Origin of the sequence: Bradyrhizobium sp. RD5-C2, assembly GCF_019972155.1 — a bacterium.
Taxonomy (GTDB): Bacteria; Pseudomonadota; Alphaproteobacteria; order Rhizobiales; family Xanthobacteraceae; genus Bradyrhizobium.
Window position 1 is genome coordinate 518,250 of record NZ_BOVL01000005.1, and the last position, 25,156, is coordinate 543,405.

Sequence of the window (25,156 nt, forward strand, 5' to 3'; positions counted from 1 at the left end):
TCAGCGCCGCGCGGCGGGTGATGGAATAGCTCACGAGCGCTTCTCCTCGCGTTTCGGCGCAGTATCCTTGATCAGATAGCCGGTCACCGACCGCTTCTTGTCGAGCCAGGTAGCGGCCGCAGCGCGCACCTGCTCGGCGGTGACGGCGCGAATGCGGTCCGGCCAGCTCCTGATGTCGTCGATGCTGAGCCCGGTGGTGAGCGCGCCGCCATACCAGCGCGCCAGCGTCGCCTGGTTGTCCTGGGCGTAGATCGCCTCCGCGATCAGCTGGGTCTTGACCCGTTCCAGATCCTCGGCGCGCGCGGGGTTCTGCGCGAGATCGGCGATCACCTTGTCGATCGCGTCCTCGATCTGGGCGAACTCGACGCCGGCCTTGGGCGTCACCGCGATCGAGAATTGCGACGGATCGAGCGCGGTGCCCTGATAGCCGGCGCCGGCCGAGATCGCGAGGCCCTTGTCGATCACCAGCGAGCGATAGAGGTAGGAGTTGGCGCCGCCACCCATCAATTGGGCGAGCACATCGAGCGCCTGGCTCTCGCCGGCCGCCGCCGTGGTCGCCGAGGGCACCAGATAGTAGCGGCGCAGGTTCGGCTGTTCGACGCGCGGATCCGACAGCGTCACGCTGCGCGGTGCAGCCGGGGTCGGCTCCTGCGGCCGGACACGCTTCTCGGCGATCGCGCGTTGCGCGGGGATCGGGCCGAAATTCTTCTCGACCAGCGGGCGGATGTCCTTGACGTCGACGTCGCCGGCGATGACCAGGATCGCGTTGTTCGGCGCGTAGAAGCGGCGGTAGAATGCGAGCGCATCCTCGCGGTCGAGCTTCTCGATTTCCTGGTGCCAGCCGATCACCGGCCGGCCGTAGGGATGGTTGAGATAGAGCGCGGCCATGATCTGCTCGGTGAGCCTTGCATCCGGGTTGTTGGCGACCCGCATGTTGAACTCCTCGAGCACGACGTCGCGCTCGGGCAGCACATTCTCATCCTTCAGGATCAGGCCGGTCATGCGGTCGGCCTCGAACTCCATCATGGTGGGCAGCTGCTCGCGCGGCACGCGCTGGAAATAGCCGGTGTAGTCGTTGGAGGTGAAGGCGTTCTCGTTGCCGCCGACGCGCAGCACGGTCTGCGAGAACTCGCCGGCCGGGTGCTTGGCGGTGCCCTTGAACATCAGATGCTCGAGGAAATGCGCGAGGCCCGATTTGCCAGGCGTCTCGTCGGCGGAGCCGACCTTGTACCAGATCATCTGCGTCACGACCGGCGTGCGGTGATCGGGGATCACCACGACCTGCAGGCCGTTGTCGAGCGTGAAGCTCGCAGGGCGTTCCGAGGTGACGGTGGTCTGGGCGCGGAGGCCAGTGCCCGACAGCGGGATGGTGGAAACAAACGCGGCAGCGAACAGGGCAATCGATCGGCGTGAGGGCATCATGGTCCTTGTGGAAGCCTGAACAGACGGCCGGGCATGAAAGACGCCATCGTACACGGTGCAGTCCGTGCCAGTCGTCACGAAGCGGAGAGACGGACGTCCCCCCGCATTAAGCTTTGCTCATGTCAGCCTTCGCCCAAACAGGCCAAGCTTCGCCCAAGCAGGCCAAGCGTCACTGGATCGGTTTTCCGGTCATGATGTCGTACTGGCCCTCGTTCACCTTCGGCTTCATCGGGCCTGTGCCATAGTCAAAGCCCGAGGACGGCGTCTGGTAGCCCGGAGGAGGCTCGGTCAGGGATTCGCGCGTCGGCTCGCCTGGGAACGGCTTGGCCTCGCTGCTGTTCCCCTTGAAGATGCCGAGCAGACCACCGCTGTAGCCGAGCTGGCTCGGCATCAGCGACGGATTGGTGTTGGTGCCCGGCTGGAGCGGCTCCCTGCGGCCCTCGGTGGCCGTCTGTTGCTTGCGGCCCGCCTCGATCTCGGCCGGCGTCAACGCCACCGCTGACTGCCACGGCTCCTTCTTGACTTCCTTCTTGCGCGCAGCGATCGCAGCCTTGCGCGCCGCGATATCGGGGTCCTTCGGCCAGTTCGGCGCGTTGACCTGGGCGGCTGTGGCAGGCGGCGGCAGATCGAGCTTCGGCGGCACCACCAGCGGCGAGCGCTCGCGATAATCGATGCCCTTGCTGGCCGCGCTCTTGGCGCCGAGCCCGGTCATCAGATTGTCGATGATCCTCTCTTCGAAGGTCAGGCCGTCATCGCCGTCATCTTCATCGTCGCCGGCACGCACCGGGCCGGCCGTCATCACCAGGCCGATCCCGGCCGCAACGAACGCCAGACGCAGGCCGCGCAGCAGCGACAGCCGGGACGTCTCGATCAGGTAACCGCGGACTTTGGTGTTGCGCATCGCGCTATTCCCATCTCAAAATTCGCCAAAGCGATCACTGGCTTAGCGCTCAGTTCCGCTCGGTGCAGGTCGGCCGCCGACCGGCTCGTATCGGCCGGGATCAGGGCGCTTTTACGGCGGGGGTCCCCATGACCGAATCATACAATAGGGCCGCCACGCCAGCAACGATCGCCACATCGGCGAGGTTGAATACGTACCAATTGAAGGTTTTTCCCCCGATCTCGACATGAAACAGGGCAAAATCGACCACCGCGCCATAGGCGAAGCGGTCGATCCCGTTCCCGATCGCACCGCCGATGATCAGGCCGAGCGACACCGTCGCCAGCCAAGTCCGCGACCGCGCCATCCAGATCGCCAGCGCGATCACCGCGGCGGCCTTGATCGCCATCAGCAGGATCTGGGCCGCCGGGGTCTCGCTCTGAAACCAGCCGAAGCTGATGCCGGGATTCCAGGCGAGCACCAGGTCGAAGAACGGCGTCACCTCGACCGCGCCGCGGTGGGCAATGCCGAAGACGAACAGCAGCCAGAGCTTGGAGGCCTGGTCGGCGATCAGGGTGATGACCGCCGCCAGCACACCGGCACGAACGGGAGGGGTCATTGCCAGCACACCAAAGGTGTCGTCCCGGCGAAGGCCGGGACCCATACGCCGTGCCGGGCATTGTTTGAATGACTCGGGGTCATCACCTTCGTCCATTCGAGACAGCGGTGGTTATGGGTCCCGGCCTTCGCCGGGACGACGGACAGTTAGGAGATGCTGACCCCCAGCGCCTTCCACTCGCGCAGCGCTTGCGCGTCGCGCGGCGAGACGTCGGGATAGTCGGGATCCTCGCCGATATCAGGCAGGATCTTCCACGAGCGCGCGCATTTGGTGCCGACCGCCTTCTCCACCACCACGGCGACGCCGGGCACGGCATCGAGGCGGAAGGCATTGGCCGGCGCCTCGCCCTCGCGCACCTCGTAGTTCGAGGTGATGCAGACCTCGGCGAGATCGATGTCGAACAACGTCGCCAGCATCTCGCGGTCGGCGATGTAGATCACCGGCGAGGCCTCGAGTGACGAGCCGATCCGCTTGGCAGCGCGCTCGAGCTCGAGCGCACCGGTGACGACGCGGCGAACGTTGCGGATCGTCTCCCACTTCGCGGCGAGGGCGTCGTCGCGGAACTGCTCGAGACCTTCGGGGAACAGCGTGAGGTGCACCGAGGGCTCGGCGTTCGGCCGGTACATCCGCCAGGCTTCGTCGGTGGTGAAGCTCAGGATTGGCGCCAGCCATTTCAGGATCGCGTCGCACAGCAGGTCGATCGTGGTCAGCGCCGCCTTGCGCGCCACCGAGGACGGCGGGTCGCAATACAGCGTATCCTTGCGGATGTCGAAGTAGAACGCCGACAGCTCCGAGTTCATGAAGGCGGCGAGCGTTGCGACCACGGTCTTGTAGTCGAACGCGGCATAGGCCTTGCGGATGGTCTCGGTGTGGCCGGCCAGTTCGTGCAGCATCAGCCGCTCGAGTTCGGGCATCTCGGCGAAGGCGACCTTCTCGCTCGGCTTGAAATGATGCAGCGTGCCGAGCATCCAGCGGACCGAGTTGCGCAGCTTGCGATAGGTCTCGATGGTGTTCTTCAGGATCTCCGGGCCGATGCGCTGGTCGTCGGCATAGTCGGTGGCGCAGACCCACAGGCGAAGGATATCCGCGCCGGAATCCTTGATCACCTTCTGCGGCTCGACCGTGTTGCCGAGCGATTTCGACATCTTGCGGCCGTTCTCGTCGAGCGTGAAGCCGTGGGTCAGCACGATATCGTAGGGCGCGCGGCCGCGCGTGCCGGCGCTTTCCAGCAGCGACGAGTGGAACCAGCCGCGATGCTGGTCAGAACCCTCGAGATACATCACGGTGTCATTGCCGCCATCGATCTTGCGAACGATGTTGCCGAGCTGCGGGAAGTTCTGGCGGTCTTCCAGCACGAAGGCGTGCGTGGAGCCGGAATCGAACCAGACGTCGCAGATGTCGTCGACCTTCTTCCAGTTCTCCGACGCGCGGCTCCCGAGGAAGCGCTCGCGGGCGCCGTCCATGTACCAGGCGTCGGCGCCTTCCTCCATAAATGCTTCGGTGATGCGCTGGTTGACGACCTCGTCCTGCAGGATCTCGGCCGAGCCGTCGCTGTTCTCGCGCACGAACACGGCGATCGGCACGCCCCAGGCGCGCTGGCGCGAGATCACCCAGTCGGGCCGGTTGGAGATCATGCCGTTGATGCGGTTCTCGCCGGCCGGCGGCACCCATTGCGTGACCGAGATCGCCTGCAGCGCGCGGGCGCGCAGCGTGTCGCCCTTCTTCGCATGGCCATCCTCCGCGATGTCCTTGTCCATCGCGATGAACCATTGCGGCGTGTTGCGGAAGATCACCGGCTTCTTGGAACGCCAGGAATGCGGGTATTGGTGCTTGAGGCGGCCGCGCGCCAGCAGCTTGCCGGCCTCGATCAGCGCCTTGATCACCGCCTCGTTGGCATCGCCCTTCTCGCCCTTGTCGTTGAGCACGCGTTTGCCGGTGAAGCCCGGCGCCTGCGCGGTGTAGGCGCCGTTCTCGTCGACCGTGTAGGGGATCGCCGTCGGGATGCCGCGGGCATCGAGCTCGCGGGTGTTGGCGGTCCAGACGTCGAAGTCCTCGCGGCCGTGGCTCGGCGCGGTGTGCACGAAGCCGGTGCCGGTGTCGTCGGTGACATGCTCGCCGGCGAGCAGCGGTACGGTGAATTCGTAGCCGCCACCAAAGCCGCGCAGCGGATGGGCGCATTCCACGGCGTCCAGCGTGTCGCCGGGAAGATCGCGGACCTTCTCATAGGACGTGACGCGAGCCTGCTTGAACACTTCCGCGGCAAGCGCATCGGCCAGGATCAGGAGATCGCCGGTCTTTGCCCAATTGTCAGCGGGCGCGTCCGTCACCTTGTAAAGGCCGTAGGCGATCTTCGGCGAGAACGAGATCGCGCGGTTGCCGGGCAGCGTCCACGGCGTGGTGGTCCAGATCACGACCGAGGCACTGGCCAGCGCGCCATGCGCGGGCGAGGTGACCGGGAATTTCACCCACACCATGTCGGAGGTGTAGTCCTCGTACTCGACCTCGGCTTCGGCCAGCGCAGTCTTCTCGACCACGCTCCACATCACCGGCTTGGAGCCGCGATACAGCGTGCCGTTGGCGGCGAACTTCATCAGCTCGCGGGCGATCTGCGCCTCGGCCGGATAGCTCATGGTCTGGTAGGGATGATCCCAGTCGCCGATGATGCCGAGCCGCTTGAACTCCTCGCGCTGCACGTTGATCCAGTGCGTCGCATAGGCGCGGCATTCCCTGCGAAACGCAACCATCGCGGCGGAGTCGCGGAAGTCGGGCTTCTGTTTGCCCTTGGAGCGGTAGTTCTCCTCCTCGATCTTCCATTCGATCGGCAGGCCGTGGCAATCCCAGCCCGGCACGTAGTTGGAGTCGAAGCCGAGCATCTGCTGGCTCTTGGTCACGACGTCCTTGAGGATCTTGTTCAGCGCGTGGCCGATATGGATGTTGCCGTTGGCGTAGGGCGGGCCGTCATGCAGCACGAATTTGGCGCGGCCCTCGGCTTCCCGGCGGAGCCTGTCGTAGAGCCCGATCTCGTTCCAGTATTTCAGGATTTCCGGCTCGCGCTGGGGCAGACCGGCGCGCATCGGGAATTCCGTCTGCGGCAGGTAAAGGGTCTTGGAATAGTCGTTAGCGTCGGTCTTTTGCGGCTTGTCGGACATAAAAGCTCTGGTTTGGCAGGTGCGGGCGCGGAAACGCGATCAATCGCGGGTGAAACGACGAAGTCCCGGTCTTGCGCCGAGCCTTCAAGCTCAGGCGGAAGCCGGGCCGCTAATCCGTATGATGCGCCGCGAAAACATGGGTTTTCCATAGCAGCCAAGCGGGGAAATCGCAAAGCCCCCGCCGCCGGCAAATCCAGCCCCGCCGGGCCGCCCTAAGCCTGCCGCGGCCGGGCCGGATTTCCCGCCACGGTGGCGCCGGGGGCGACGTCCCGCGTCACCACGCTGCCGGCCCCGACCAGGGCGCCGTCGCCGATCGAGACGCCGGGCAGGATGATGGCACCGCCGCCAATCCAGACGTTGCTGCCGATCCGGATCGGGCGGCCGAACTCAAGCCCGGCGCGCCGGGTCGCAGCGTCGCGCGGATGGTCGGCGGTATAGATCTGCACCGCGGGTCCGATCTGGGTGCGATCGCCGATCGTGACTTCGACGACGTCGAGGATGACGCAATTGAAGTTGAGGAACACGCCGTCGCCGAGGCTGATATTGCCGCCGTAGTCGCAGAAGAACGGCGGACGGATCACGGCGTCCTTGCCGACCTTTCGGAACCGCGCAGAGAGCAGCGCGTGCAGCTCGGCTGCGGACGATGCGCCTGAGGCGTTGTAGCGCGCCATCCAGTGTTCCGCCGCGGTATGGTCGGCGGCGAGCTCTTCATCCGGGCGATAGAGTTCGCCCGCCAGCATTTTCTCTTTCTCTGTCTTCAACCAATCACTCCGAGCTGCGGGAACGCGTCCGGCGCTGCGGCCAATGCCGCGCGCGCCTTGGCGCTGTCGTCATCCATCTGGCGTATCAACGCCTCGATGGTGTCGAATTTCAGCTCTTCGCGAATGAAACTGATGAAGGCGACATCGAGCACCGTGTCGTAGAGATCGCCCTTGAAGTCGAACAGGAAGACTTCGAGCAGCGGTGCGCCGTTGTCGAAGGTCGGGCGGCGTCCGAAGCTGGCGACGCCGTCGAACCGCACCTTGTCGTTTCCGTGAGCCTTGCCGACCCGCACCGCATAGATGCCGTGCTTCAAGCCGCAATGCTTGTCGAGGCGGATGTTGGCGGTGGGATAACCGAGGTCGCGGCCGCGCTTCTCGCCGTGGATCACCTTGCCGGTCGCAAACCACGGCTCGCCCAGCATCGCGGTGGCGTCGTCGACCTGCCCCTCGGCGAGCGCCATGCGGATCGCGCTGGAGGAGACCGGACGCTCCTCGATGTCGACATGGGCCTGTACGTCGACCTCGATGCCGAGCCGCGGCGCTTCGCTGACCAAGAGGCTCGGCGAGCCGACCCGGCCCTTGCCGAAATGGAAGTCGTAGCCGACCGCAATCCCGCTGATGCCGAGCCGCCCGATCAGATCGTGGTGAATGAAGTCCTGTGCGGTGGTGCCGGCGCGCGCCTTGTCGAAGGTCATCACGACGGCGCCGGCGAGCCCGGTAGCCGCGAGCAGCCGCAGCTTGTTGGTCTCGTCCGTGAGACGGAATTGCGGGGTGTTCGGGCTGAAGAAACTGCGCGGATGCGGTTCGAAGGTCACGGCGAGCGCGGGCACGCCGTGCGTCTTGCCCATCGCCAGCGCCGCGCCGATCACGGCGCGGTGACCGAGATGGACGCCGTCGAAATTTCCCATCGCGACCACGGCGCCCTTCGGAATTGCGCTTTCGGGCGTGTTGTCGCGGATAACGGTAAAGCCGGTGCTCATGTCAGGTATTCTTCAAGGATTCTTAAGCATGATTGGTGCGGGCCGGACCGTGACGCGGCGGCGGCGTGGAAGTCAAGCATAGCGAAAATCGCGTCAAATCCGTAACAATCCGGATTCAGCCGGTTAACGCGCTGTTTAACGCCTGCTGTTAGTCGTTGGCGGAAAGCTGCGTTTGTGCAGAAGCCAAGTTGCGTTAGTGGTTTTGGGGGGAAAGATGGCGGTTGATTTGTCCATGCCGGTTCTGGTGGTTGATGATTACAGCACCATGATCCGCATCATCCGGAATCTTCTCAAGCAGCTTGGATTCGAGAATATCGACGATGCCTCCGATGGCTCTGCGGCGCTCAACAAGATGCGTGGCAAGAAGTATGGCCTGGTGATTTCCGACTGGAATATGGAGCCGATGACCGGCTACGACCTGCTCAAGGAAGTCCGCGCCGATCCCAATCTCGCGACCACGCCCTTCATCATGATCACGGCGGAATCCAAGACCGAGAACGTGATCGCGGCCAAGAAGGCCGGCGTGAACAACTACATCGTCAAGCCGTTCAACGCGGCGACGCTGAAGACCAAGATCGAAGCGGTCTTCCCGGACATGGCGACGGCGTAAGCGCCCGTCCATCGCATCACAATTCATCCTCATCTCGCTGCGCGTCAGCGAATGACCGGCGCCGCCTCACCGTCACCCCCGCGCAACGGCTTTGCCGTTGTCGCTGGAGGAGCCGCGAAGCGGCGTCTCGAAGGGTCGACGGCCCGGCTGGTGGCCGTGCATCCTTCGAGACGCGCGCAAGAGCGCGCCCCTCAGGATGACGGGACTGAAGTATTGCATAATTTCGGAATATTAGAAGAATATCCCTGAGTTGCCCGACGTGTCAAGTCGGCTGGCCGAACGTCGGCCGCCGCCGGCTACTTTGCATGGGGTTGTTTCGATATTTTGGCAGCGCGCCCCTGCGGGGCTGCCCGCTACCACTTCAGCTCGCGCATCAGCGCCCGCGGCGGATGACCGAACAGTTCCTTGATCGAGGCCGCATCGAGCTGCTCGATGCCCTCGAACTGCTCGGAATGGATGCCGCGCGTGACGAACAGGAGATCGATGCCGAAGCTGTGGGCACCGGTAAGGTCGGTGCGCACGGAATCGCCGATCGCGAGCACGCGGCTGAGTTCGGTCGAACGCCCGCGGCGCTCAGTGGCCAGCGCCATGGCGCGCTCGTAGATCGGCCGATGCGGCTTGCCGTAGAAGACCGACTCGCCGCCGAGCTCGCGATAGAGTTCGGCAACTGCGCCGGCGCAATAGATCAGCCGGTCGCCGCGCTCGACCACGATGTCCGGATTGGCGCAGACCAGCGTGAGCTTGCGCTCGAGCGCCTTCAGCAGCGTGTCGCGATAATCCTCGGCGGATTCGGTCTCGTCGTCGAACAGCCCGGTGCAGATGATGTAGTCGGCCTGCTCCAGCGGCACCAAGGTGGCGTCGAGGCCGCGATGGATCGAGCTGTCGCGCTCCGGGCCGATCCAGAAGATCTTCTGACCGGGATGATCGGCCACGAAGTGGCGCGTCAGGTCGCCCGAGGAGACGATCGCGTCATAGGTCTCGTCGGCGACGCCGAGCTTGCGCAGCTGGCGCTGCACGGAATCGGCCGGCCGCGGCGCGTTGGTGATCAGGATGACGGTGCCGCCCTGCTGGCGGAAGGTGTGCAGCGCCTCGCAGGCCTCGGGAAAGGATTCCAGCCCGTTGTGCACGACGCCCCAGATGTCCGACAGCACGACGTCGACGTCGCCAGTGAGGTCGCGCAGCCGCTCCACGAAACGCAACGATGTCATGATGCAAACTGCCGGTTAATTCGGTCCGAGCGCACGGCGCGCCAGCGCTGCGCTACCGGTTGTGCGCGGTGGCGCTGCGGGGCTGGAGACGGGTGCGGAAGTGCCGGCGCCATTGAGGTCCTGGGGCTTGGTCTGCGGAGCCTCGGCGGTAGCAGATGCCCCTTCCGGCCGCAACGGCCGCGGCGGCGCGAACAGGAAGCCCTGGCCGAACCGGACATCGTAGTCGAGCAGGTCGACCACCGAGCGCTCGCCCTCGATCCGTTCGGCGATCAGGTCGATGCCGAAGCGGCCGAGCAGGTCGGACAGATCGGAGGGATCGATATCGGTGGTTGCGCTCTGCCTGGCGTCGAGCAGCAGCGCAGCCGGCACCTTGATGAAGCGGACGCCGCGATCGGCGAGCTCGCGCGGCTCGAGGCGGAGGTCGCTGACGTGATCGATCGAGAACCGGTAGCCGCGCTGCGACAGCGCCGCGAGATTCTCGCTTTCGACCGGGCCGAGATTACGGAAGGTCGCCTGCTTGAACTCGAGCACGAAGGACGGCGCCAGCGCGCGGTTGGCTTCGAGGAAGTCGAGACACTGGGTGAAGTGCTGCGGGCTGGCCAGTGTCGCCGCCGAGACGTTGCAGAACACGCCGACATCCTTGCTGCGGATCATCAGGCGGCGCAGCACCTGGACGCAGCGAAGCATCACCATGTGGTCGATGCGGCCGATCAGGCCGCCGACCTCGGCCGCCTCGATGAAATCGTCGGCGGCAAGGACCTGGTCGCGCTCGTCGCGCAGCCGCGTCACCGCCTCGTAGTAGCGCACCTTGCGCTGCGGCAGCGTCACCATCGGCTGCAGGTAGATGTCGAGGCGATTCTCGTCGATGGCGTGCCTGATCGCGCCGATGAGCTGGGTCTGGCTGCGGGAGATCGCCGATGCGGGCGCAGCCGGCGGCGGAGGCGCAAACACGACGGTCGGAGCCGGCGGGACCGGTTGCAGCAGATCGTCGCGCGGCGCGGCGACCGGCGGCGCCACGGGAGCTGCCGCCAGCAAATCCTCATGATGGGCGACCGACGCCGCAAGCTGCCGCACCAGGCCGCCAAGCTCGTTGATCTCGCCGGCCATGCCCTGGATCCGGTCGGCGCCGGTGGAGTTCGCCGAGGCGACGCGCCCTTCGACCGCGGCCAGCCGGCGGCCGAATTCGGCGACTTGGCGGGCGAGATCGGCGGTGCCGCGCGACAGATCCGCGATCTGGCCGCCGACATCGCTGCGGTCACGCAACCGCATCGACACGGCATTGTAGAGGATCAGGCAGGTGAGGGCGGTGAGCGCCACGATCGCCGATTCCGATCCGCTGATGCCCGCCACCGAATACAGGACGAACCCGAGCGAGGCTGCGAGCAGCACCATGCAGATGGCGATGAAGATCGTCGAAATGCGAATCATGTCGCGCGCCCGCGCCCTCTCTCCGAACGTCCCCGGAGCGCAAGCTTAGCACCATTGTTGATTCGACGGGCCAGCGATCTTCCGAACCGGCTGGAACTGCACACGATTTTCGCTTCGTCTTGGTCGCCCTCGAAGCCGGCACTCCGTAATGGACCGGAGCCGGCCGTGGCGTGCCGGTCAGAGGTCGGCGGCGGCGATCCAGAACACCTCGCCCTCGGAGTCCTCGGTGTCGAGCCAGAGCAGCGGCAGGTTGGGATAGGCGGCCTCGAGATTGTCGCGGCCGCGGCCGATCTCGCAGAGCAGCCCGCCTTGCGGGGTCAGGTGCCGCCTGGCCTCATCGAGCAGGCGGCGGACGATGTCGAGCCCGTCGGCGCCGCCGTCGAATGCGATCTTCGGCTCGGCCCGGCACTCGCGCGGCAGCGCGGCCATGCCCTCGGCATCGACATAGGGCGGGTTCGAAATGATGAGATCGTAGCTGACGTCGCCGAGCGGCTTGAACAGGTCGCCGCGATGGAGCGTCAGGCGGTCGTCGAGGCCGTGGTCGGCGACGTTGCGCGCGGCGACTTCCAGCGCATCCTTTGAAATATCTACCGCGTCGACCGCGGCGTTGGCAAAATGCCGGGCAGCCAGGATCGCAAGGCAGCCGGAGCCGGTGCACAGGTCGAGCACGCGTTCGACGTCGGCGGGATCGCCGATCAGCGAGGTGCCGTCCTCGTCACCGCCGAAATGCGAATCCAGCAATTCGCCGATGAAGGAGCGCGGCACGATGGTGCGCTCGTCGACATAGAACGGCAGGCCGCGCATATAGACCTTGTTGACGAGATAGGCGGCCGGCTTTCGCGTCGCGATCCGCCGCTCGATCAGGTCGAGGATCTGCTTGCCTTCGGCAACCGTGACGCGCGCGTTCGCGAAGCTCTCGAACTGATCGGGATGCAAATGCAGCGTCTCGCAGATCAGGAACGCGGCTTCCGCCACCGGATCGGTGGTGCCATGCGCGAACACAAGCTTTGCCGCGTTGAAGCGGCTGACCGCGTAGCGCAGGAAATCGAACAGGGTGTGAAGCTCGCCGGCGCCGACCTTCGGTGCTTTCTTGGGCGCTTCCTTGGGCGCTTTCGGCGCGGCGGGGCTGCGCCTGGCCGGCACTTTGCTGCGCTTGGCCATCAGGATTTGGTCCAGCGCGCGGCGGCCGCGTCGTCTTGGCCCTGCGCCTCGATCCAGCTCGTGCCGCGCGCGCTCTCTTCACGCTTCCAGAACGGAGCGTTGGTCTTGAGATAGTCCATCAGGAACTCGGCTGCCTCGAACGCGGCCTGCCGGTGCGCCGAGGCGGTCACGACCAGCACGATGTTCTCGCCCGGCGCGATGCGGCCGAAGCGGTGGATGATGGTGAGGCCCTGCAACGGCCAGCGCGCCAGCGCCTCGTCGGCGTGGCGTGCAATCTCGGCCTCCGCCATGCCAGGGTAATGTTCGAGCGTCAGCGCGGCGATCGGCTCGCCCTGTTCGCTGCCGCGGCAGATGCCACTGAAGCTGACGACCGCGCCGACATCGGTGCGGCCCTTGCTTAAGGCCGCGATCTCCTGCGCGACGTCGAAGTCGGCTTGCTGGATCCGGATGGTCGCTGTCACCGTCATGACGAGACTTAGCCGCCGGTCATCGGCGGAAAGAACGCGATCTCGCGGGCGCCGGAGATCACAGCGTCCGATTTGACATGGGCGTGGTCGATCGCGGCGCGGATCACCGTCGGCTTCTCGAAGGCGTGGGCGTAGCCGTCGTCGCGCGCGGCAAGCCAGCCGATCAGCTCGCCGACGGTGCGCACCTCGGCCGGCGGCTCGACGATCTCTTCGGCCTTGCCGATCCGTTCACGCACCCAGGCGAAATACTTCAGCTTCATCCCTCATCCTCCTTGATGAGGTGATGGATGCCGGCACGGAAGTAATCCCAGCCGGTGTAGATCGTGAAGATCGCCGACATCCACAGCAGCACGATGCCGATCAGGGTGGTCGCCGGAAGCACCTGCTCGCCGGCTTCGCCGGCAATCAGGAAGCCGATCGCCACCAGCTGGATCGTGGTCTTCCATTTCGCAAGCTTGGTGACGGGTACGCTGACCCGCAGGCCCGCGAGATATTCGCGCAGGCCCGAGACCAGGATCTCGCGGCACAGGATCACGATCGCCGCCCACAGGGTCCAGCCATGGATCGAGTTGTCGGCGGCCAGCATCAGCAGGCTGGAGGCCACCAGCAGCTTGTCGGCGATCGGGTCGAGCATCCGGCCGAAGGCGGACTGCTGGTCCCACATGCGCGCGTAATAGCCGTCGAGATAGTCGGTGATCCCCGCCGCAATGAACACGGCCAGCGCCACCCAGCGCAGCCACAACGGGCCGTCCAGGATCGACTGCCAGTAGACGCAGCCGATCACCACCGGGATGGCGGCGATCCGGGCGTAGGTCAGGATATTCGGGAGGGACATAGTCTTGCCCTGTCCCCGGGTCGTCGCGATGTTCATCCGTTCTACCAATACCGCTGAAGCGAGAAGGTCAACCGTGCGGGCGCCAGAGCGCGGCGAGATTAGGCTGATTAGTCATGGCGCCTTAGCCCCTTGTTTATGCGTGATCTTTTCAGAACGTTGCTTGCCACTTTTCCGCATCATGCCCTAGATGCCCTGTCGCAGGCGACGCCCTGATGACTCGCCTTTGGTTTAACCCGGCTGGGCGTGGAAAAACTCGAAAATCTTGCGGGCACTCTCGGCGCTGACGCCGGGAACCTTGCCGAGGTCGGCGATCGAGGCCCGCTCGATCTCCTTGAGCGTTCCGAAGTGGTGCAGCAAGGCACGTTTGCGCGACGGGCCGATGCCCGGGATCTCCTGCAGGCCGGCCTCGCGGATGTCCTTTTTGCGCAGCTTGCGGTGCGATCCGATCACGAAGCGATGGGCCTCGTCGCGCAGCCGCTGGATGAAATAGAGCACCGGGTCGCGCGGCTCGAGCTTGATGGCCTCGCGGTCCGGCATGAACAGGGTTTCCCGCCCCGCATCGCGCTCCGGCCCCTTCGCCACCGCCATCAGCGCGACCTGGGTCAGCCCGAGATTCTCGAAAATCTGCCGGACCGCGTTGAGCTGGCCGCGGCCGCCGTCGATGATGACGAGATCGGGCCATTGCGGGAACGACTCATCGTCCGCCTTGTCCTTTGCTTTGGCAGCCTCGCCCTCCGGCGGCTTCAGCAGCCGCTTGAAGCGGCGCTCCAGCACCTCGCGCATCATCCCGTAATCGTCGCCGGGCGTCAGCCCTTCCGACTTGATGTTGAACTTGCGGTACTGGTTCTTCATGAACCCGTCGGGCCCGGCCACGATCATCGCACCAACCGCGTTGGTGCCCTGGATGTGGCTGTTGTCGTAGACCTCGATGCGCTTCGGCGTGTGCGGCAGGCCGAGCGTCGTGACCATGCCCTCCAGCAGCCGGCTTTGCGTCGCGGTATCGGCGAGCTTGCGGCCCAGCGCTTCGCGCGCGTTGGTGAGCGCGTGGCCGATCAACTCCTTCTTCTCGCCGCGCTTGGGCACGGAGACCTCGACCTTGGACCCGGCCTTCACCGACAGCGCGTCGGCGAGCAACGTGCTTTCTTCGATCTCGTGCGACAGCAGGATCAGCTTCGGCGGCGGCTTGTCGTCGTAGAACTGCGCGAGGAATGAGGACAGCACCTCCTCGGGTGTGAAGGTCTTTTCCGCGCGCGGGAAATAGGCGCGGTTGCCCCAGTTCTGGCCGGTGCGGAAGAAGAACACCTCGACGCAGGAATAGCCGCCTTCCTGGTGGATCGCGAACACATCGGCCTCTTCGACCGTGCGCGGGTTGATGCCCTGCTGCGACTGGATCGCCGACAGTGCCGCGAGGCGGTCGCGGTACAGCGCTGCGGTCTCGAATTCGAGCTCGCCGGAGGCCTTCTCCATCTCGGCCGCGAGCAGTTGCTTCACGGCGTGGCTGCGGCCGGAGAGGAATTCGGTCGCCTCGCGCACCAGTTCGGTATAGCCGGGAAAATCGATCTCGCGCGTGCAGGGGCCGGCGCAGCGCTTGATCTGATAGAGCAGGCAGGGCCGGCTGCGGCTTTCGAAGAAGCCGTCGGTGCAGGAGCGGATCAGGAACGCGCGCTGCAGCGCCGTGATGGTGCGGTTGACGGCGCCTGCATTGGCGAACGGGCCGAAATAGCGTCCCGGCCGCGACTGCGCGCCGCGATGCTTGAGGATCTGCGGCGCCCAGTGATCGCCCGATATCAAAATATACGGAAACGATTTGTCATCGCGCAGCTGCACATTGAAACGCGGCCGGAGCTGCTTGATCAGATTGGCTTCGAGCAGCAGCGCCTCGGTCTCGGTCATGGTCGAGACGATCTCGACATGCGTGGTCGCCGCGATCATGCGCAGGATGCGCGCCGGCAGCGGTGCGTTGGCCCGCGCATAGGACGACAGCCGCTTTTTGACGTTCTTCGCCTTGCCGACATAGAGCACGTCGTTGGCGGCGTTGAGCATGCGGTAGACGCCGGGCGAGGTCGGGGCGAGGCGGACCGCGTTCTCGATCGCCTCATGCCCGATCGAGAGCGTCCCCTCGGCAACCGTCTCGGTGGCGTCCTCCGAAGCCTCGGGCAGACGTGCCTCGTCGTCCTCCTCGGCGGCGAAGCTTTCCGGATCGACGTCGCTCGTGTCGAGCGTCAGGTCGTCCTGCGGCAGGTCGGACTTTGAACTGCGCCTTGGCTTGGGATCAGCCTTGGGGGCCGGCGTCGGGCGCTCGGGAGAATCGTGAACCATGGGCCGTAAATTAAGCGCTTGGGCGACCGCTCGCCAGCGTTGGCGACGCAGGAAAAACAACCCCGATTGCAGGACGTTACCGGCCCAGCGCGGCCGCCGGGGCGGGTCGGTAACACATTGTTAAGACTGATGAGCGGGCCGGTAACCGGGCTTAACAACCCTTTAACTTAAAACTCTCGATAAACCTTAGCGAAAAAAGTGGAATTCCGTAACCACGCCGGCCTCGGGCCTGCGGGCTGCGGCAGTTGCGTGGTGGAGAGTACCTATGACCCGGTTTGTTGCGCGTGCGCTGGCACTGATCGTCGCAGGCTGGACGACGTCGTCGGCGGCGGCCGATCTCAACTACGGCTCGCCCTATACCGTCTATCAGCCGCTCAATGCCTACAGCTGGGCCGGGCCCTATCTCGGCGGCAACGTCGGCTATGGCTGGGGTTCGGTCGAAAACAACCCGACCAAGCCGTCCGGTTTCGCCGGCGGCGTGCAGGCCGGCTACAATTTCCAGAACGGCTCTCCCTGGGTGTTCGGCATCGAGGCCGATATCCAGGGCACCACTGCCGACGATCGGTTCGCGCCGTGGAAGTTCTCCAACCCGTGGTTCGGCACGGTGCGCGGCCGCGCCGGCTATGCGGTCAACAACGTGCTGTTCTACGCGACCGGCGGTCTTGCCTTCGGCGAACTGCGCGGCGAGACCTTCGGCATATCGGAGTCGCATACCAATGCGGGCTTCACCGTCGGTGCCGGCGCCGAAATGGGCTTCGCCCCGCACTGGAGCGCCAAGATCGAATATCTCTACGTCGATCTCGCCAACAGCAACTTCACGATCACCGGCGGCGCGTCGAACGGCTACAGCTTCAGCCTGGTTCGCGCCGGCATCAACTACCACTTCTGAGAACAAGAAAACGTCAGACATCAACTCCCGGCCGCGCCTCGCGTGGCCGGGTTTTTCTTTGTGCTGAGCATGTCGACATCACGCACAGCTGCATGAACGCCACGGCGTCCGCGAAACCGGCCGCACGCATCCAATATGCGGGCACCGTCAGTCGCGTCCGCATCATGCAGGCGGTCTTGCAGCGAGCGCGAGCCACGCGCCCTGCGGTCAACTCACACGCAACGCTTCATTCGCTGTTCATCACGAGCCACGCACCGCGAGAGCTCATCATGAAACTACCAGGTTGACCGCCTTCGGGCCCTTGCCCTTCTTGTCCGGTTCAACCTCGAACGTAATGCGCTGTCCTTCAGTCAGGTCCTTCAACCCTGCACGCTCGACAGCTGTGATGTGAACGAACACATCGCGGCCGCCATCGTCAGGCTTGATGAAGCCATAGCCACGCTCTCCGTTGAAGAACTTGACTGTCCCAGTCATGGCCATCGGGAAAACTCCTCCCCCGTATTGCTCCACCGCTACGCGCACGCCGCGTAGTGGTTGACCGACATTCGCTTGTCGGAAGCTTGGCCACCTGAACAAGCCGGCGTCACGCCGCCGGTCTGCCTGGATTTTATTTCGGCCTTGTCACTCCGCCGCAACCATTCGCGGAAGCGGAACGTAAAGCCAGTCGTAACAGGATGAGCATAATACGGTTCCGCGCGCGTTGCCTATGCTCAAATAGAACTTTTCAGTGGGTGCTACCGTTCAAGGTTTAGGCGTTTCGAGTCTGAAGCGTCCGGCGCCGCCTTGACCAAGCGGCTTCTCGAGTTCGGGCAGAATGATCTTCAGCTCGCCCGCCAGCGTCCACGGCGGATTCACTATCAAAAGGCCGGTGGAAACGAGGCCGGCGTCCACTTCTTGCGGCGCCACACTGAATTCCAAGCGCAAGCATTTGCCCGCGGGCCGGCTGCTTGCTGCTGTCGCGGCAACGCTGCGTGCGAGCTCGTCGGAAGCTCTCCGGGATTTTACGGGGTACCACAAAAGGTACGCGCCGGTCGGCCACTTCGCGAACGCTGCCGTGAAGGCACTGGCCAGTCGCTCGAACTCGTCCTTCGCTTCGAATGGCGGATCGATCAGCACCAGGCCGCGCCGCTCGTTCGGCGGCACGAATGCGGGCAGCGCCATCCAGCCGTCGAGATCGACGACGCGCGCCTGCGCATCGCGTCGCAATGCATCGATCAATTGCTTGCGTGCCGCAGGCTCGATCTCGCAGGCCGTCAGGCGGTCTTGCGGACGCAGCAGCGCCCGCGTGATCAACGGCGAGCCAGGATAGGCTTTCAGTTCGCCTCGCGGATTGAATGCCCTGACGATGTCGAGATAGGGCCCGATCAGCGGCAGCGCCTTGTCGGACAGCCGCGCTTGCATCAGTCGCGCAATGCCGGTCAGCCATTCGCCGCCGCGCTGCGCTTCACTCGATGTCAAATCATAGAGGCCGGCGCCGGCATGGGTGTCGATGACGCGGAACGGCGCCTGCTTTTCCTGCAAATAGGTGAGCATGCGCACCAGCACGATGTGCTTGATGACGTCGGCAAAGCTGCCGGCATGAAAGGCGTGACGATAGTTCATGCGATGACGCTGCGCTCCAGAGGGTGCGCATGTTGTACTGCGTCATGCCCGGCCTGTCCCGGGCATCATGGCTGATCTCGCTGGTTTCGTGATGGCGTCCAAGGCCGGGACGCTCGGCGCGACGACGCGCGCCTGCCCGGCCGTGACGTGGACGAGACGTCAGCCGCCGCGAACCGGCGGCATCAGCACCTGATCGCGGCGGCAGGCGCGGCGATCGATTTCCTCGCAGGAGCGGAATTGCAGATCCTTGCTGAGGCAGATCCGCACCTCGCTGAGCCGCTTGCTGTCGCAGGTCACCGAGATCGCGGAGTTGCTGAGCCCCGGATTGGCCTTGATGAACGCCGTCTCCAGCTCATCGGGCGCGATCGTCTTCGGCTCCGTCAATTGCAGGAATTCCTCGGGGATCTTCACCGCGGCGCGGGCCTTGCGGATGGCTTCGAAATAGGCGCGCTCGCCGAGGCCGGAGCAGGTGCCGTGCTTGTCCCACTCATTATAGATCAGCCCGGGCGCCGGCATCAGGTCGAGCATCGAGGTCATGATGTTGCGGGCGAGTCGGGGCGAGGGCCGCTGGCAGTATTCCGGAAAGCCCCGCTCATATTGCGGCCACAGCCCGTGCACCACGAAGGAATAGGGCCGTCCGCCGCACTGCGCCTGCGTGCCGCGGCTGTTGTTGCCGCGCTCGCTCGCCGCCTCGCAGAACGACGGCGACCACGACAGCGACAGCACATAGAAATCGAACTCACCGGGCGCATTCTGCCGGCGATCCTGGGCCGAGGCCCCCATCGCACCACAGAGAACAAAGGCAACTGAAATCAGAAATCGGGAAATTGTGACCAACCGAGGCATCAAACGCTCCCCTGACGCGACCATTCAGAGCCTAGCAGGCCGCCGGAACATTTCAAGAACAAAAGCCGCCGTCTGGATGGCGGCGGCTTCCGTTTTGACCGAACTGGTCGAAGATCAGGGCCGGGCGGCCTTACAGGACGGGTTATAGGCCCAGTTGCGGTCGAGCCCGGCGACGCACCATTCGACGCCCTGGCTGAGGCCAGCAAAGCCGCCGTCCTCGATGATCGAATAGTGCACCTTGCGCACCTTGCCGTCGCTCAACATCGCATCGCCCGAGCAATAGCGGCGCGGAATATTGTCGGACTGCCAGGGACGGAAGGCGGTTTCGTGGATCCGGTTGTAGCCGGTGATCACGAGCGGCGAATTCCAGAAGGTGGCTTCCTTTTCCTGAAATTGGTTGCTGATGATCGCCAGGGCCTTCTCGCAGGGGGCCACATTGCCGTCATAGCGCGGGCCGGACAGCCAAAAATTGAGCTCGAACGGATTGGCGGCCTGAGCCGTGCTCCCGAACGCCAGAAGGCCGACCACGAGCGCGGCGCCGAGGCCGAGCTTATGGCTGAGTTTATTGGGGGAGTTGAACAGGTTGCGCATGGGAATCCACCCGATGATCAGATGCGGCGGACGGTGCCGTGAAGCCCCGGCAAGGTCAAGTGCAGCACGGCAACACCTGCGGAGAAGTCCACTTCCAGCAGCCGGCTCGTTCTTTCCATGGTCGCCGGCGCACTCTATGTTGGTCTTCAGCGAAATGGAGTCTGCGATGCGAAGGAAATTGGCCGCGTGCCTGGTTGCCGTTAGCGGGATGCTGGCCGTTGGTCCGGCGCAAGCCGACTGGATGCAGCCGGTGCCACCGTTCAAGGGCAATGATACCGGCGGTATCATCGCCTATTCGCTGGCGGCCCAGACCGACGCGCGGCAGCTTGCCGTCGATCACTGCGCTTCCTACGGCAAGGTGGTCAAGTTCCTTGCGATGCAGCGCTATCCGGGCGGCTATATCTCCTTCGCCTGCCGCTGGGTACCCTATGGTTCGGCCCAGAGGCCGGTGCGCACGCTCTACTGAGCGCGCTCCAAATCCTTCGATCGTTCAGCCGGGAGCTCACCGCATGACCCGACAGCTTGCCTTGCTTGGTTCTGCTGTTTGCCTTGTCCTGTCCACCGGTGCTGCGAGCGCCCTCGACCTGCCGACCCGCAAGGCCGGTCTGTGGGAGATGAAGATGGTGCGCACCGGCGGGCCGATGCCGGAAATCACCATGCAGCACTGCACCGACGAGACCACCGACAAGGAGATGAGCGCGGCGGCCTCGCCGATGGCCAAGGAAGTCTGCTCCAAGCAGGACATCCAGAAGACCGCGACCGGCTATGTCAGCGACAGCGTATGCAGCGTCGCCGGCATGTCGATGAAGAGCCATGCCGAGATCGTCGGCGATTTCAATTCCGCCTACACGGTCAAGAGCAGCTCGCACGCGGAGGGCGGCGCGGCCGGCTCCCGCGACACCACGATGACCATCGAGGCGAAATGGCTCGGCGCCTGCAAGAGCGACCAGAAGCCCGGTGACATCATCATGCCCGGCGGCATGAAGATGAACGTCAAGGACATGGAAAAGCTGAAGGGCCTGCTGCCCAAGCAGAAGTAAGCGGCGCCTTCGATCGCCGCCGCGCGCCTGAGCACGTCCTCGCTCATTTCGAGAGGACGTGACGTTTTGCACCACCATCATAGCGGGCAGCCCGCGACAGAATCGGCAAGCCGCTTTGCACTGCCTATCATCGGGCGTGCGTTCGCGCGACCTCTCAGTCTGCAATGATGCCTTTGGATCGTGTGCGCCGACTCCGTATTCGCTTCGTCGTTGTCGCTGAAGGTTGACGCCTGGCGCTCGTTTCGCCGCATAACGGTCACCGGCCGCTCACCTTCAATAGATTGGATGTCAAACAAGACGTCAAGTGTTGGTCCGCGGCCACGCGCAATGCACGACAACATTGCCGGACGACATCAGCATCATTGAATGATCGCTGCGTGCCGCGCGCGCGAAACTCTTTGCCAGAGCGAAGACGCGGAGCGAATTCCGCGCGCTGAAAAGTTTGCTGCGACAACATGTCTTTTTGAATCGCTCCAGTATCGCGCATCTTGAATCATTCCAGTGCCGTACATCGCGTGCTTCAATGGATTCTATTTTGCGCGTGTGGAATTCCGCGCATCCCGCCGATAGAAGTCCGCCCCATCGATGCCCGCCCAATGACGAACACGCGGCTCGATCAAGATCGATCTTGGGGAAGTGTGGGGATTGTTTGGTGGGAATGGCTTCGTCGCGGAGCAAGCGCAGCTTGCTTGCATCAACCGCTGCGATCAACGCAGCGTTTCTCGGTTCGGTCTTCCTGGTGCCGATGGGTGCGAACGTCGCCAGCGCTCAGGCACAAACCAGTTCTGCGCAGAACAATGTCAGCGTGCTTCCCGCAGTGACGGTGGATGAACCTGACGCTGCAAGGAAGCGCAGTGCCGCCGCTTCAAGTCGGAACACCAGGTCTTCGCGCGCCACCGTATCGAACCGGCGCCGCACCGTTGCGGCGCGCGCTCAGAACCAGGCTCCGCGGTCGCAAGGCGCGGCCGGCACGGACGGTGCAACGACCGGTTACGTTGCGACCGGCAGCACGGCCGGCACCAAGACCAACACGGCGCTGATCGAGACGCCGCAGTCGCTTTCGGTCGTCACGCAGAAGGAGCTTAGGGATCGCAACGTTCAGACGCTCAAGGACGCCGTCAATTACACGCCCGGCGTCACGACCACAGCGTTCGGCTATGATCCCCGGTTCGATAGTTTCTACATCCGTGGCTTCGATGCGACCTATACCGGGATCTATCGCGACGGCCTTCGCCAGGGCGGCGGCAACTTCGCCATTCCCAAGATCGAACCTTACGGTCTCGACAGCGTGTCGATCCTTCGTGGACCGGCCTCGGGCCTCTACGGCCTCGGCTCTCCGGGCGGCATCGTCGACGTCACCACGAAGCGGCCGACCATGACGCCGTTCGGCGAGGTGCAGCTGCAGACCGGCAACTATGATCGTTACCAGGGCGGCTTCGATATCGGTGGCCCGGTGCCCGGCAGCGACCAATTGTATTATCGCCTGACGGGTCTGCTCCGTGACGCCAAGACCTGGTATCCCGGCAACGACGACGATCGCACCTACATCGCGCCCGCGCTGACCTGGCGGCCCGACGTCGATACGTCCTTCACGATCCTCAGCGAATATCAAAGCAGCCGAACCGCCGCGAGCATCGGCAACTTCCGCACGCCCGACGGACAATTGACCAACATCTATTCGAACGATCCGGCCTTCAGCGCCATGGATCAGAAGCAGTATCGCATCGGCTACGCGTTCGAGCACAATGTCGACGACGTCTGGACGGTGCGGCAGAACTTCCGCTTGTATCAGGTCGACACCGATGCGAAATACACCCAGATCGATTCCATCGACAGCAGCACCAATCTCGCGTCGCGCTCCGCCTGGCGAATCCTCGATAGCTTCAATACCGTAACGCTCGACAACCAGGCCGAGGCCAAGTTCATGCTCGGCGCGATCAAGAACACGGCGCTGTTCGGCGTCGACTACGGGCACTCCTACTACAACGACAAGATCGGCTACGGGGCGGCTCCCGATCTCAATCTCCTGACGATGAATTACGGTGCCCAGGCGATCGCGTCGCCGGCATTCTCGATCTTCAACAAGCAGTCGACCGACGAGGTCGGGGTCTATGCGCAGGAGCAGGCCAAGCTCGGCGGCTTCGTTCTGACGCTCAATGGCCGGCAGAGCTGGGTCTCGCAGACGACGACCGCAGGCCTCGACGGCGTGCCGTCAACGCAGAGGGCCACCGCCTTCACGGGCCGCGCGGGCCTCGCTTACGTCTTCGACAACGGCATTGCGCCTTATGTCAGCTACGCGACGGCATTCGCTCCGCAGGTCGGCGTCGACGCATCGGGATCGCCGTTCAAGCCGACCACCGGCGAGCAGAAGGAAATCGGCATCAAGTACCAGATGCCGCAGGTGCCGGTGCTGTTGACCGCCGCGGTGTTCGACATCACGCAGGACAATGTGCTGCGCACCGATCCGAGCAACATGGCGTTCCAGGCGGCAACCGGGCAGGTCGAATCGAAGGGCGTGGAGCTCGAGGCGAAGCTGGCGCTCAAGCAGGGATTCGATCTCACCGCGGCCTACACCCATCTCAACGTCGTGATCACGCAGGGCAATCCCGATACGACCGGCAATGAGCTCTCCGGCATTCCGAGGAATTCCTTCGCCGCCTTCGGCAAATACACCTTCCAGTCCGGCGTCCCGGTCGAAGGGCTCGGGCTTGGCCTCGGTGTCCGTTACATCGGGACCAACTTCGGCAATGACCAGAATACGTTCCAGAATGCGGCGAGAGCGTTGTTCGATGCCGTGATCGACTACGATCTCGGCAAGCTCGACCGGCGCTTGCTCGGCGCCACCGCGCGCCTGAACGCGACCAATCTGTTCGACACGCGCTACCAGACCTGTCAGTCCGGCTATTGCTATGCCGGCGAACGGCGTCAGGTGATCGGCACCCTGTCTTACCGCTGGTAGCTACACCGGAATCCGCACCGCGGCGCGCAGGCCGCCCATCGGGCTTTCGCCGAGCATGATGTCGCCGCCGTGCGAGCGCGCGATGTCGCGGGCGATCGCAAGTCCGAGGCCGCTGCCGCCTTCGTCCTGGTTGCGGGCGTCGTCGAGCCGCAGGAAGGGCTTGAACACTTCCTCGCGCATGGCGGCGGGGATGCCGGGGCCGTCGTCGTCGACCGTGATGTTGAGATAGCGATGGTCGCGCTGTCCGGTGATCGAGATCGTGTTGGCGTGACGCGCCGCATTGGAGACGAGATTGGCGAGGCAGCGCTTGAACGAGGCCGGCTTCACCGTGACGACGGGCAGGCCGTGGAACGCGACGGTCGCGGTGTGGCCGTGGCGTTCGGCGTCGCCGCGTAAATCCTCCAGCGCCATCGCCATGTCGGTCGGCTGCGCGACCTCGCCGGAATCGCCGCGCGCGAAGGCAAGGTAATCCTCCAGCATCATCGACATCTCGTCGACGTCCTTGCGCATCGCGTCGATCTCGGGGCCTTCGCCGATCAGGGCGAGTTCGAGCTTGAAGCGGGTCAGGATGGTGCGCAGATCATGCGACACGCCGGCGAGCATCGCGGTGCGCTGCTCGATCGAACGCTCGACGCGCGCCTTCATCTCGATGAAGGCCTGTGCCGCGCGCCGCACCTCGCGCGCGCCGCGCGGCCGGAAGTTCGGCGCCTCTCGGCCCTTGCCGAAGCTTTCGGCGGCATCGGCCAGTCTGAGGATCGGCTTGATCTGGTTGCGCAGGAACAGCACGGCGACGATCAGCAGGATCGACGAGGTGCCGACCATCCAGAAGATGAAGATCTCCGAGTTGGAGGCGTAGGCCGCGCTGCGCTGGGCGAAGATCCGCATCACCGAGTCGTCGAGCTGGACGCGGATCTCGACCAGGTTGGACTTGCCGACAGTGTCGATCCAGAACGGACGGCTGATCTGGCGACCGAGCTGCACCGACAGGGTCTGGTCGAGCAGCGAGAAAAACGGCTTCGGTCCCGGCGGCGGCATGTCGCCGGCGGGGAGGAAGTCGACCACCAGCTGCAGCTTCTGGGCGATGCCGCGCAGCTGCGCGCGGTCCTTGTCCTGCGGATAGATCTTGTAGACGTCGATCAGCGCGGCGATGTCGGAGACCACCGCGGCGGACAGGCGGCGCGTCACCGTGTTCCAGTGCCGCTCCATGAACACGAACGCGACCACGGTCTGCAGGATCACCATCGGCACGATCATGATCAGCAGCGCGCGCGCATAGAGGCCGGTCGGCATCCAGCTCTTGAACGCATTGCCCATCCAGCCGTTCGCCTTCGAGACGCGCTGCGAGGCGTTCTTGATCAGGGTCAGGCCGGTGTCGAGCGTGCTCATGGCT

General features: G+C 64.5%; 23 protein-coding genes. 5 read left to right on the plus strand and 18 right to left on the minus strand.

The features are described from left to right. Positions 1–30 precede the first annotated feature (30 nt). From BraRD5C2_RS04730 to BraRD5C2_RS04755, 6 genes are all read right to left on the minus strand, one after another. Positions 31–1,422 (minus strand): M16 family metallopeptidase, encoded by a 1,392-nt coding sequence (locus tag BraRD5C2_RS04730; RefSeq protein ID WP_223967171.1) that lies wholly within the window; start codon positions 1,420–1,422, stop codon positions 31–33. 169 nt (positions 1,423–1,591) lie between these two features. Beyond that, positions 1,592–2,323: a hypothetical protein gene (locus tag BraRD5C2_RS04735; RefSeq protein ID WP_223967172.1), complete on the minus strand. Its 732-nt coding sequence runs from the start codon at positions 2,321–2,323 to the stop codon at positions 1,592–1,594. Between the two features lie 100 nt (positions 2,324–2,423). Next, positions 2,424–2,921, minus strand: coding sequence for a signal peptidase II (gene lspA / locus BraRD5C2_RS04740; protein WP_223967173.1), 498 nt, complete (start codon positions 2,919–2,921; stop codon positions 2,424–2,426). A 146-nt stretch (positions 2,922–3,067) separates the two neighbouring features. Continuing rightward, positions 3,068–6,070: an isoleucine--tRNA ligase gene (ileS, locus tag BraRD5C2_RS04745; RefSeq protein WP_223967174.1), complete on the minus strand. Its 3,003-nt coding sequence runs from the start codon at positions 6,068–6,070 to the stop codon at positions 3,068–3,070. Between the two features lie 212 nt (positions 6,071–6,282). Then, entirely contained in the window at positions 6,283–6,810 is a 528-nt protein-coding gene (locus BraRD5C2_RS04750; RefSeq protein ID WP_223967214.1) for a sugar O-acetyltransferase, read from the minus strand. A gap of 17 nt (positions 6,811–6,827) precedes the next feature. Then, entirely contained in the window at positions 6,828–7,811 is a 984-nt protein-coding gene (locus BraRD5C2_RS04755; RefSeq protein WP_223967175.1) for a bifunctional riboflavin kinase/FAD synthetase, read from the minus strand. Positions 7,812–8,025: 214 nt separating this feature from the next. On the opposite strand from BraRD5C2_RS04755, the gene BraRD5C2_RS04760 reads away from it, so the two are divergent. Further along, a complete protein-coding gene (locus BraRD5C2_RS04760; RefSeq protein ID WP_016844467.1) occupies positions 8,026–8,421 on the plus strand; it encodes a response regulator in 396 nt (131 codons plus the stop codon). A gap of 353 nt (positions 8,422–8,774) precedes the next feature. On the opposite strand, the gene BraRD5C2_RS04765 is transcribed toward BraRD5C2_RS04760, so the two are convergent. The 7 genes from BraRD5C2_RS04765 to uvrC all read right to left on the minus strand — a co-directional run bounded on the left by BraRD5C2_RS04765 (position 8,775) and on the right by uvrC (position 15,839). Next, positions 8,775–9,629, minus strand: coding sequence for a TIGR01459 family HAD-type hydrolase (locus BraRD5C2_RS04765; protein WP_223967176.1), 855 nt, complete (start codon positions 9,627–9,629; stop codon positions 8,775–8,777). 15 nt (positions 9,630–9,644) lie between these two features. Then, the gene (locus tag BraRD5C2_RS04770; protein WP_223967177.1) at positions 9,645–11,057 is read right to left on the minus strand and encodes an EAL domain-containing protein; all 1,413 of its coding nucleotides are present in this window, start codon (positions 11,055–11,057) and stop codon (positions 9,645–9,647) included. Positions 11,058–11,234: 177 nt separating this feature from the next. Further along, positions 11,235–12,218 (minus strand): 50S ribosomal protein L3 N(5)-glutamine methyltransferase, encoded by a 984-nt coding sequence (gene prmB, locus BraRD5C2_RS04775; protein WP_223967178.1) that lies wholly within the window; start codon positions 12,216–12,218, stop codon positions 11,235–11,237. Continuing rightward, positions 12,218–12,685 (minus strand): molybdenum cofactor biosynthesis protein MoaE, encoded by a 468-nt coding sequence (locus BraRD5C2_RS04780; protein WP_223967179.1) that lies wholly within the window; start codon positions 12,683–12,685, stop codon positions 12,218–12,220. The genes prmB and BraRD5C2_RS04780 overlap by 1 nt, the downstream gene beginning before the upstream one ends. 8 nt (positions 12,686–12,693) lie before the next feature. Next, positions 12,694–12,945: a molybdopterin converting factor subunit 1 gene (moaD, locus tag BraRD5C2_RS04785; protein WP_223967180.1), complete on the minus strand. Its 252-nt coding sequence runs from the start codon at positions 12,943–12,945 to the stop codon at positions 12,694–12,696. After that, positions 12,942–13,556 (minus strand): CDP-diacylglycerol--glycerol-3-phosphate 3-phosphatidyltransferase, encoded by a 615-nt coding sequence (gene pgsA, locus BraRD5C2_RS04790; RefSeq protein ID WP_223967181.1) that lies wholly within the window; start codon positions 13,554–13,556, stop codon positions 12,942–12,944. Before pgsA ends, moaD begins: the two co-directional genes overlap by 4 nt. A gap of 192 nt (positions 13,557–13,748) precedes the next feature. Further along, entirely contained in the window at positions 13,749–15,839 is a 2,091-nt protein-coding gene (gene uvrC / locus BraRD5C2_RS04795; RefSeq protein ID WP_223967182.1) for an excinuclease ABC subunit UvrC, read from the minus strand. Positions 15,840–16,104: 265 nt separating this feature from the next. On the opposite strand from uvrC, the gene BraRD5C2_RS04800 reads away from it, so the two are divergent. Further along, a complete protein-coding gene (locus BraRD5C2_RS04800; protein ID WP_223967183.1) occupies positions 16,105–16,728 on the plus strand; it encodes an outer membrane protein in 624 nt (207 codons plus the stop codon). A 267-nt stretch (positions 16,729–16,995) separates the two neighbouring features. Here the strand turns inward: BraRD5C2_RS04800 and BraRD5C2_RS04805 are convergent, their stop codons facing one another. The 4 genes from BraRD5C2_RS04805 to BraRD5C2_RS04820 form a co-directional block, all read right to left on the minus strand. Further along, a complete protein-coding gene (locus BraRD5C2_RS04805) occupies positions 16,996–17,208 on the minus strand; it encodes a cold-shock protein (protein ID WP_016844477.1) in 213 nt (70 codons plus the stop codon). Positions 17,209–17,469: 261 nt separating this feature from the next. Continuing rightward, positions 17,470–18,330, minus strand: a complete 861-nt coding sequence (locus BraRD5C2_RS04810) for a 23S rRNA (adenine(2030)-N(6))-methyltransferase RlmJ (RefSeq protein ID WP_223967184.1) — start codon at positions 18,328–18,330, stop codon at positions 17,470–17,472. A gap of 159 nt (positions 18,331–18,489) precedes the next feature. Further along, the gene (locus tag BraRD5C2_RS04815) at positions 18,490–19,176 is read right to left on the minus strand and encodes a ribonuclease T2 family protein (protein ID WP_223967185.1); all 687 of its coding nucleotides are present in this window, start codon (positions 19,174–19,176) and stop codon (positions 18,490–18,492) included. 114 nt (positions 19,177–19,290) lie between these two features. Beyond that, positions 19,291–19,767, minus strand: a complete 477-nt coding sequence (locus BraRD5C2_RS04820) for a hypothetical protein (protein ID WP_223967186.1) — start codon at positions 19,765–19,767, stop codon at positions 19,291–19,293. A 166-nt stretch (positions 19,768–19,933) separates the two neighbouring features. On the opposite strand from BraRD5C2_RS04820, the gene BraRD5C2_RS04825 reads away from it, so the two are divergent. The 3 genes from BraRD5C2_RS04825 (at position 19,934) to BraRD5C2_RS04835 (ending at position 23,766) form a co-directional block, all read left to right on the plus strand. Beyond that, positions 19,934–20,233, plus strand: a complete 300-nt coding sequence (locus BraRD5C2_RS04825) for a hypothetical protein (RefSeq protein WP_212313433.1) — start codon at positions 19,934–19,936, stop codon at positions 20,231–20,233. 43 nt (positions 20,234–20,276) lie between these two features. After that, the gene (locus tag BraRD5C2_RS04830; RefSeq protein ID WP_212313426.1) at positions 20,277–20,807 is read left to right on the plus strand and encodes a DUF3617 domain-containing protein; all 531 of its coding nucleotides are present in this window, start codon (positions 20,277–20,279) and stop codon (positions 20,805–20,807) included. 685 nt (positions 20,808–21,492) lie between these two features. Further along, a complete protein-coding gene (locus BraRD5C2_RS04835) occupies positions 21,493–23,766 on the plus strand; it encodes a TonB-dependent siderophore receptor (RefSeq protein ID WP_223967187.1) in 2,274 nt (757 codons plus the stop codon). Here the strand turns inward: BraRD5C2_RS04835 and BraRD5C2_RS04840 are convergent, their stop codons facing one another. Further along, positions 23,767–25,152, minus strand: coding sequence for an ATP-binding protein (locus BraRD5C2_RS04840; RefSeq protein WP_223967188.1), 1,386 nt, complete (start codon positions 25,150–25,152; stop codon positions 23,767–23,769). Between the last annotated feature and the right edge of the window lie 4 nt (positions 25,153–25,156).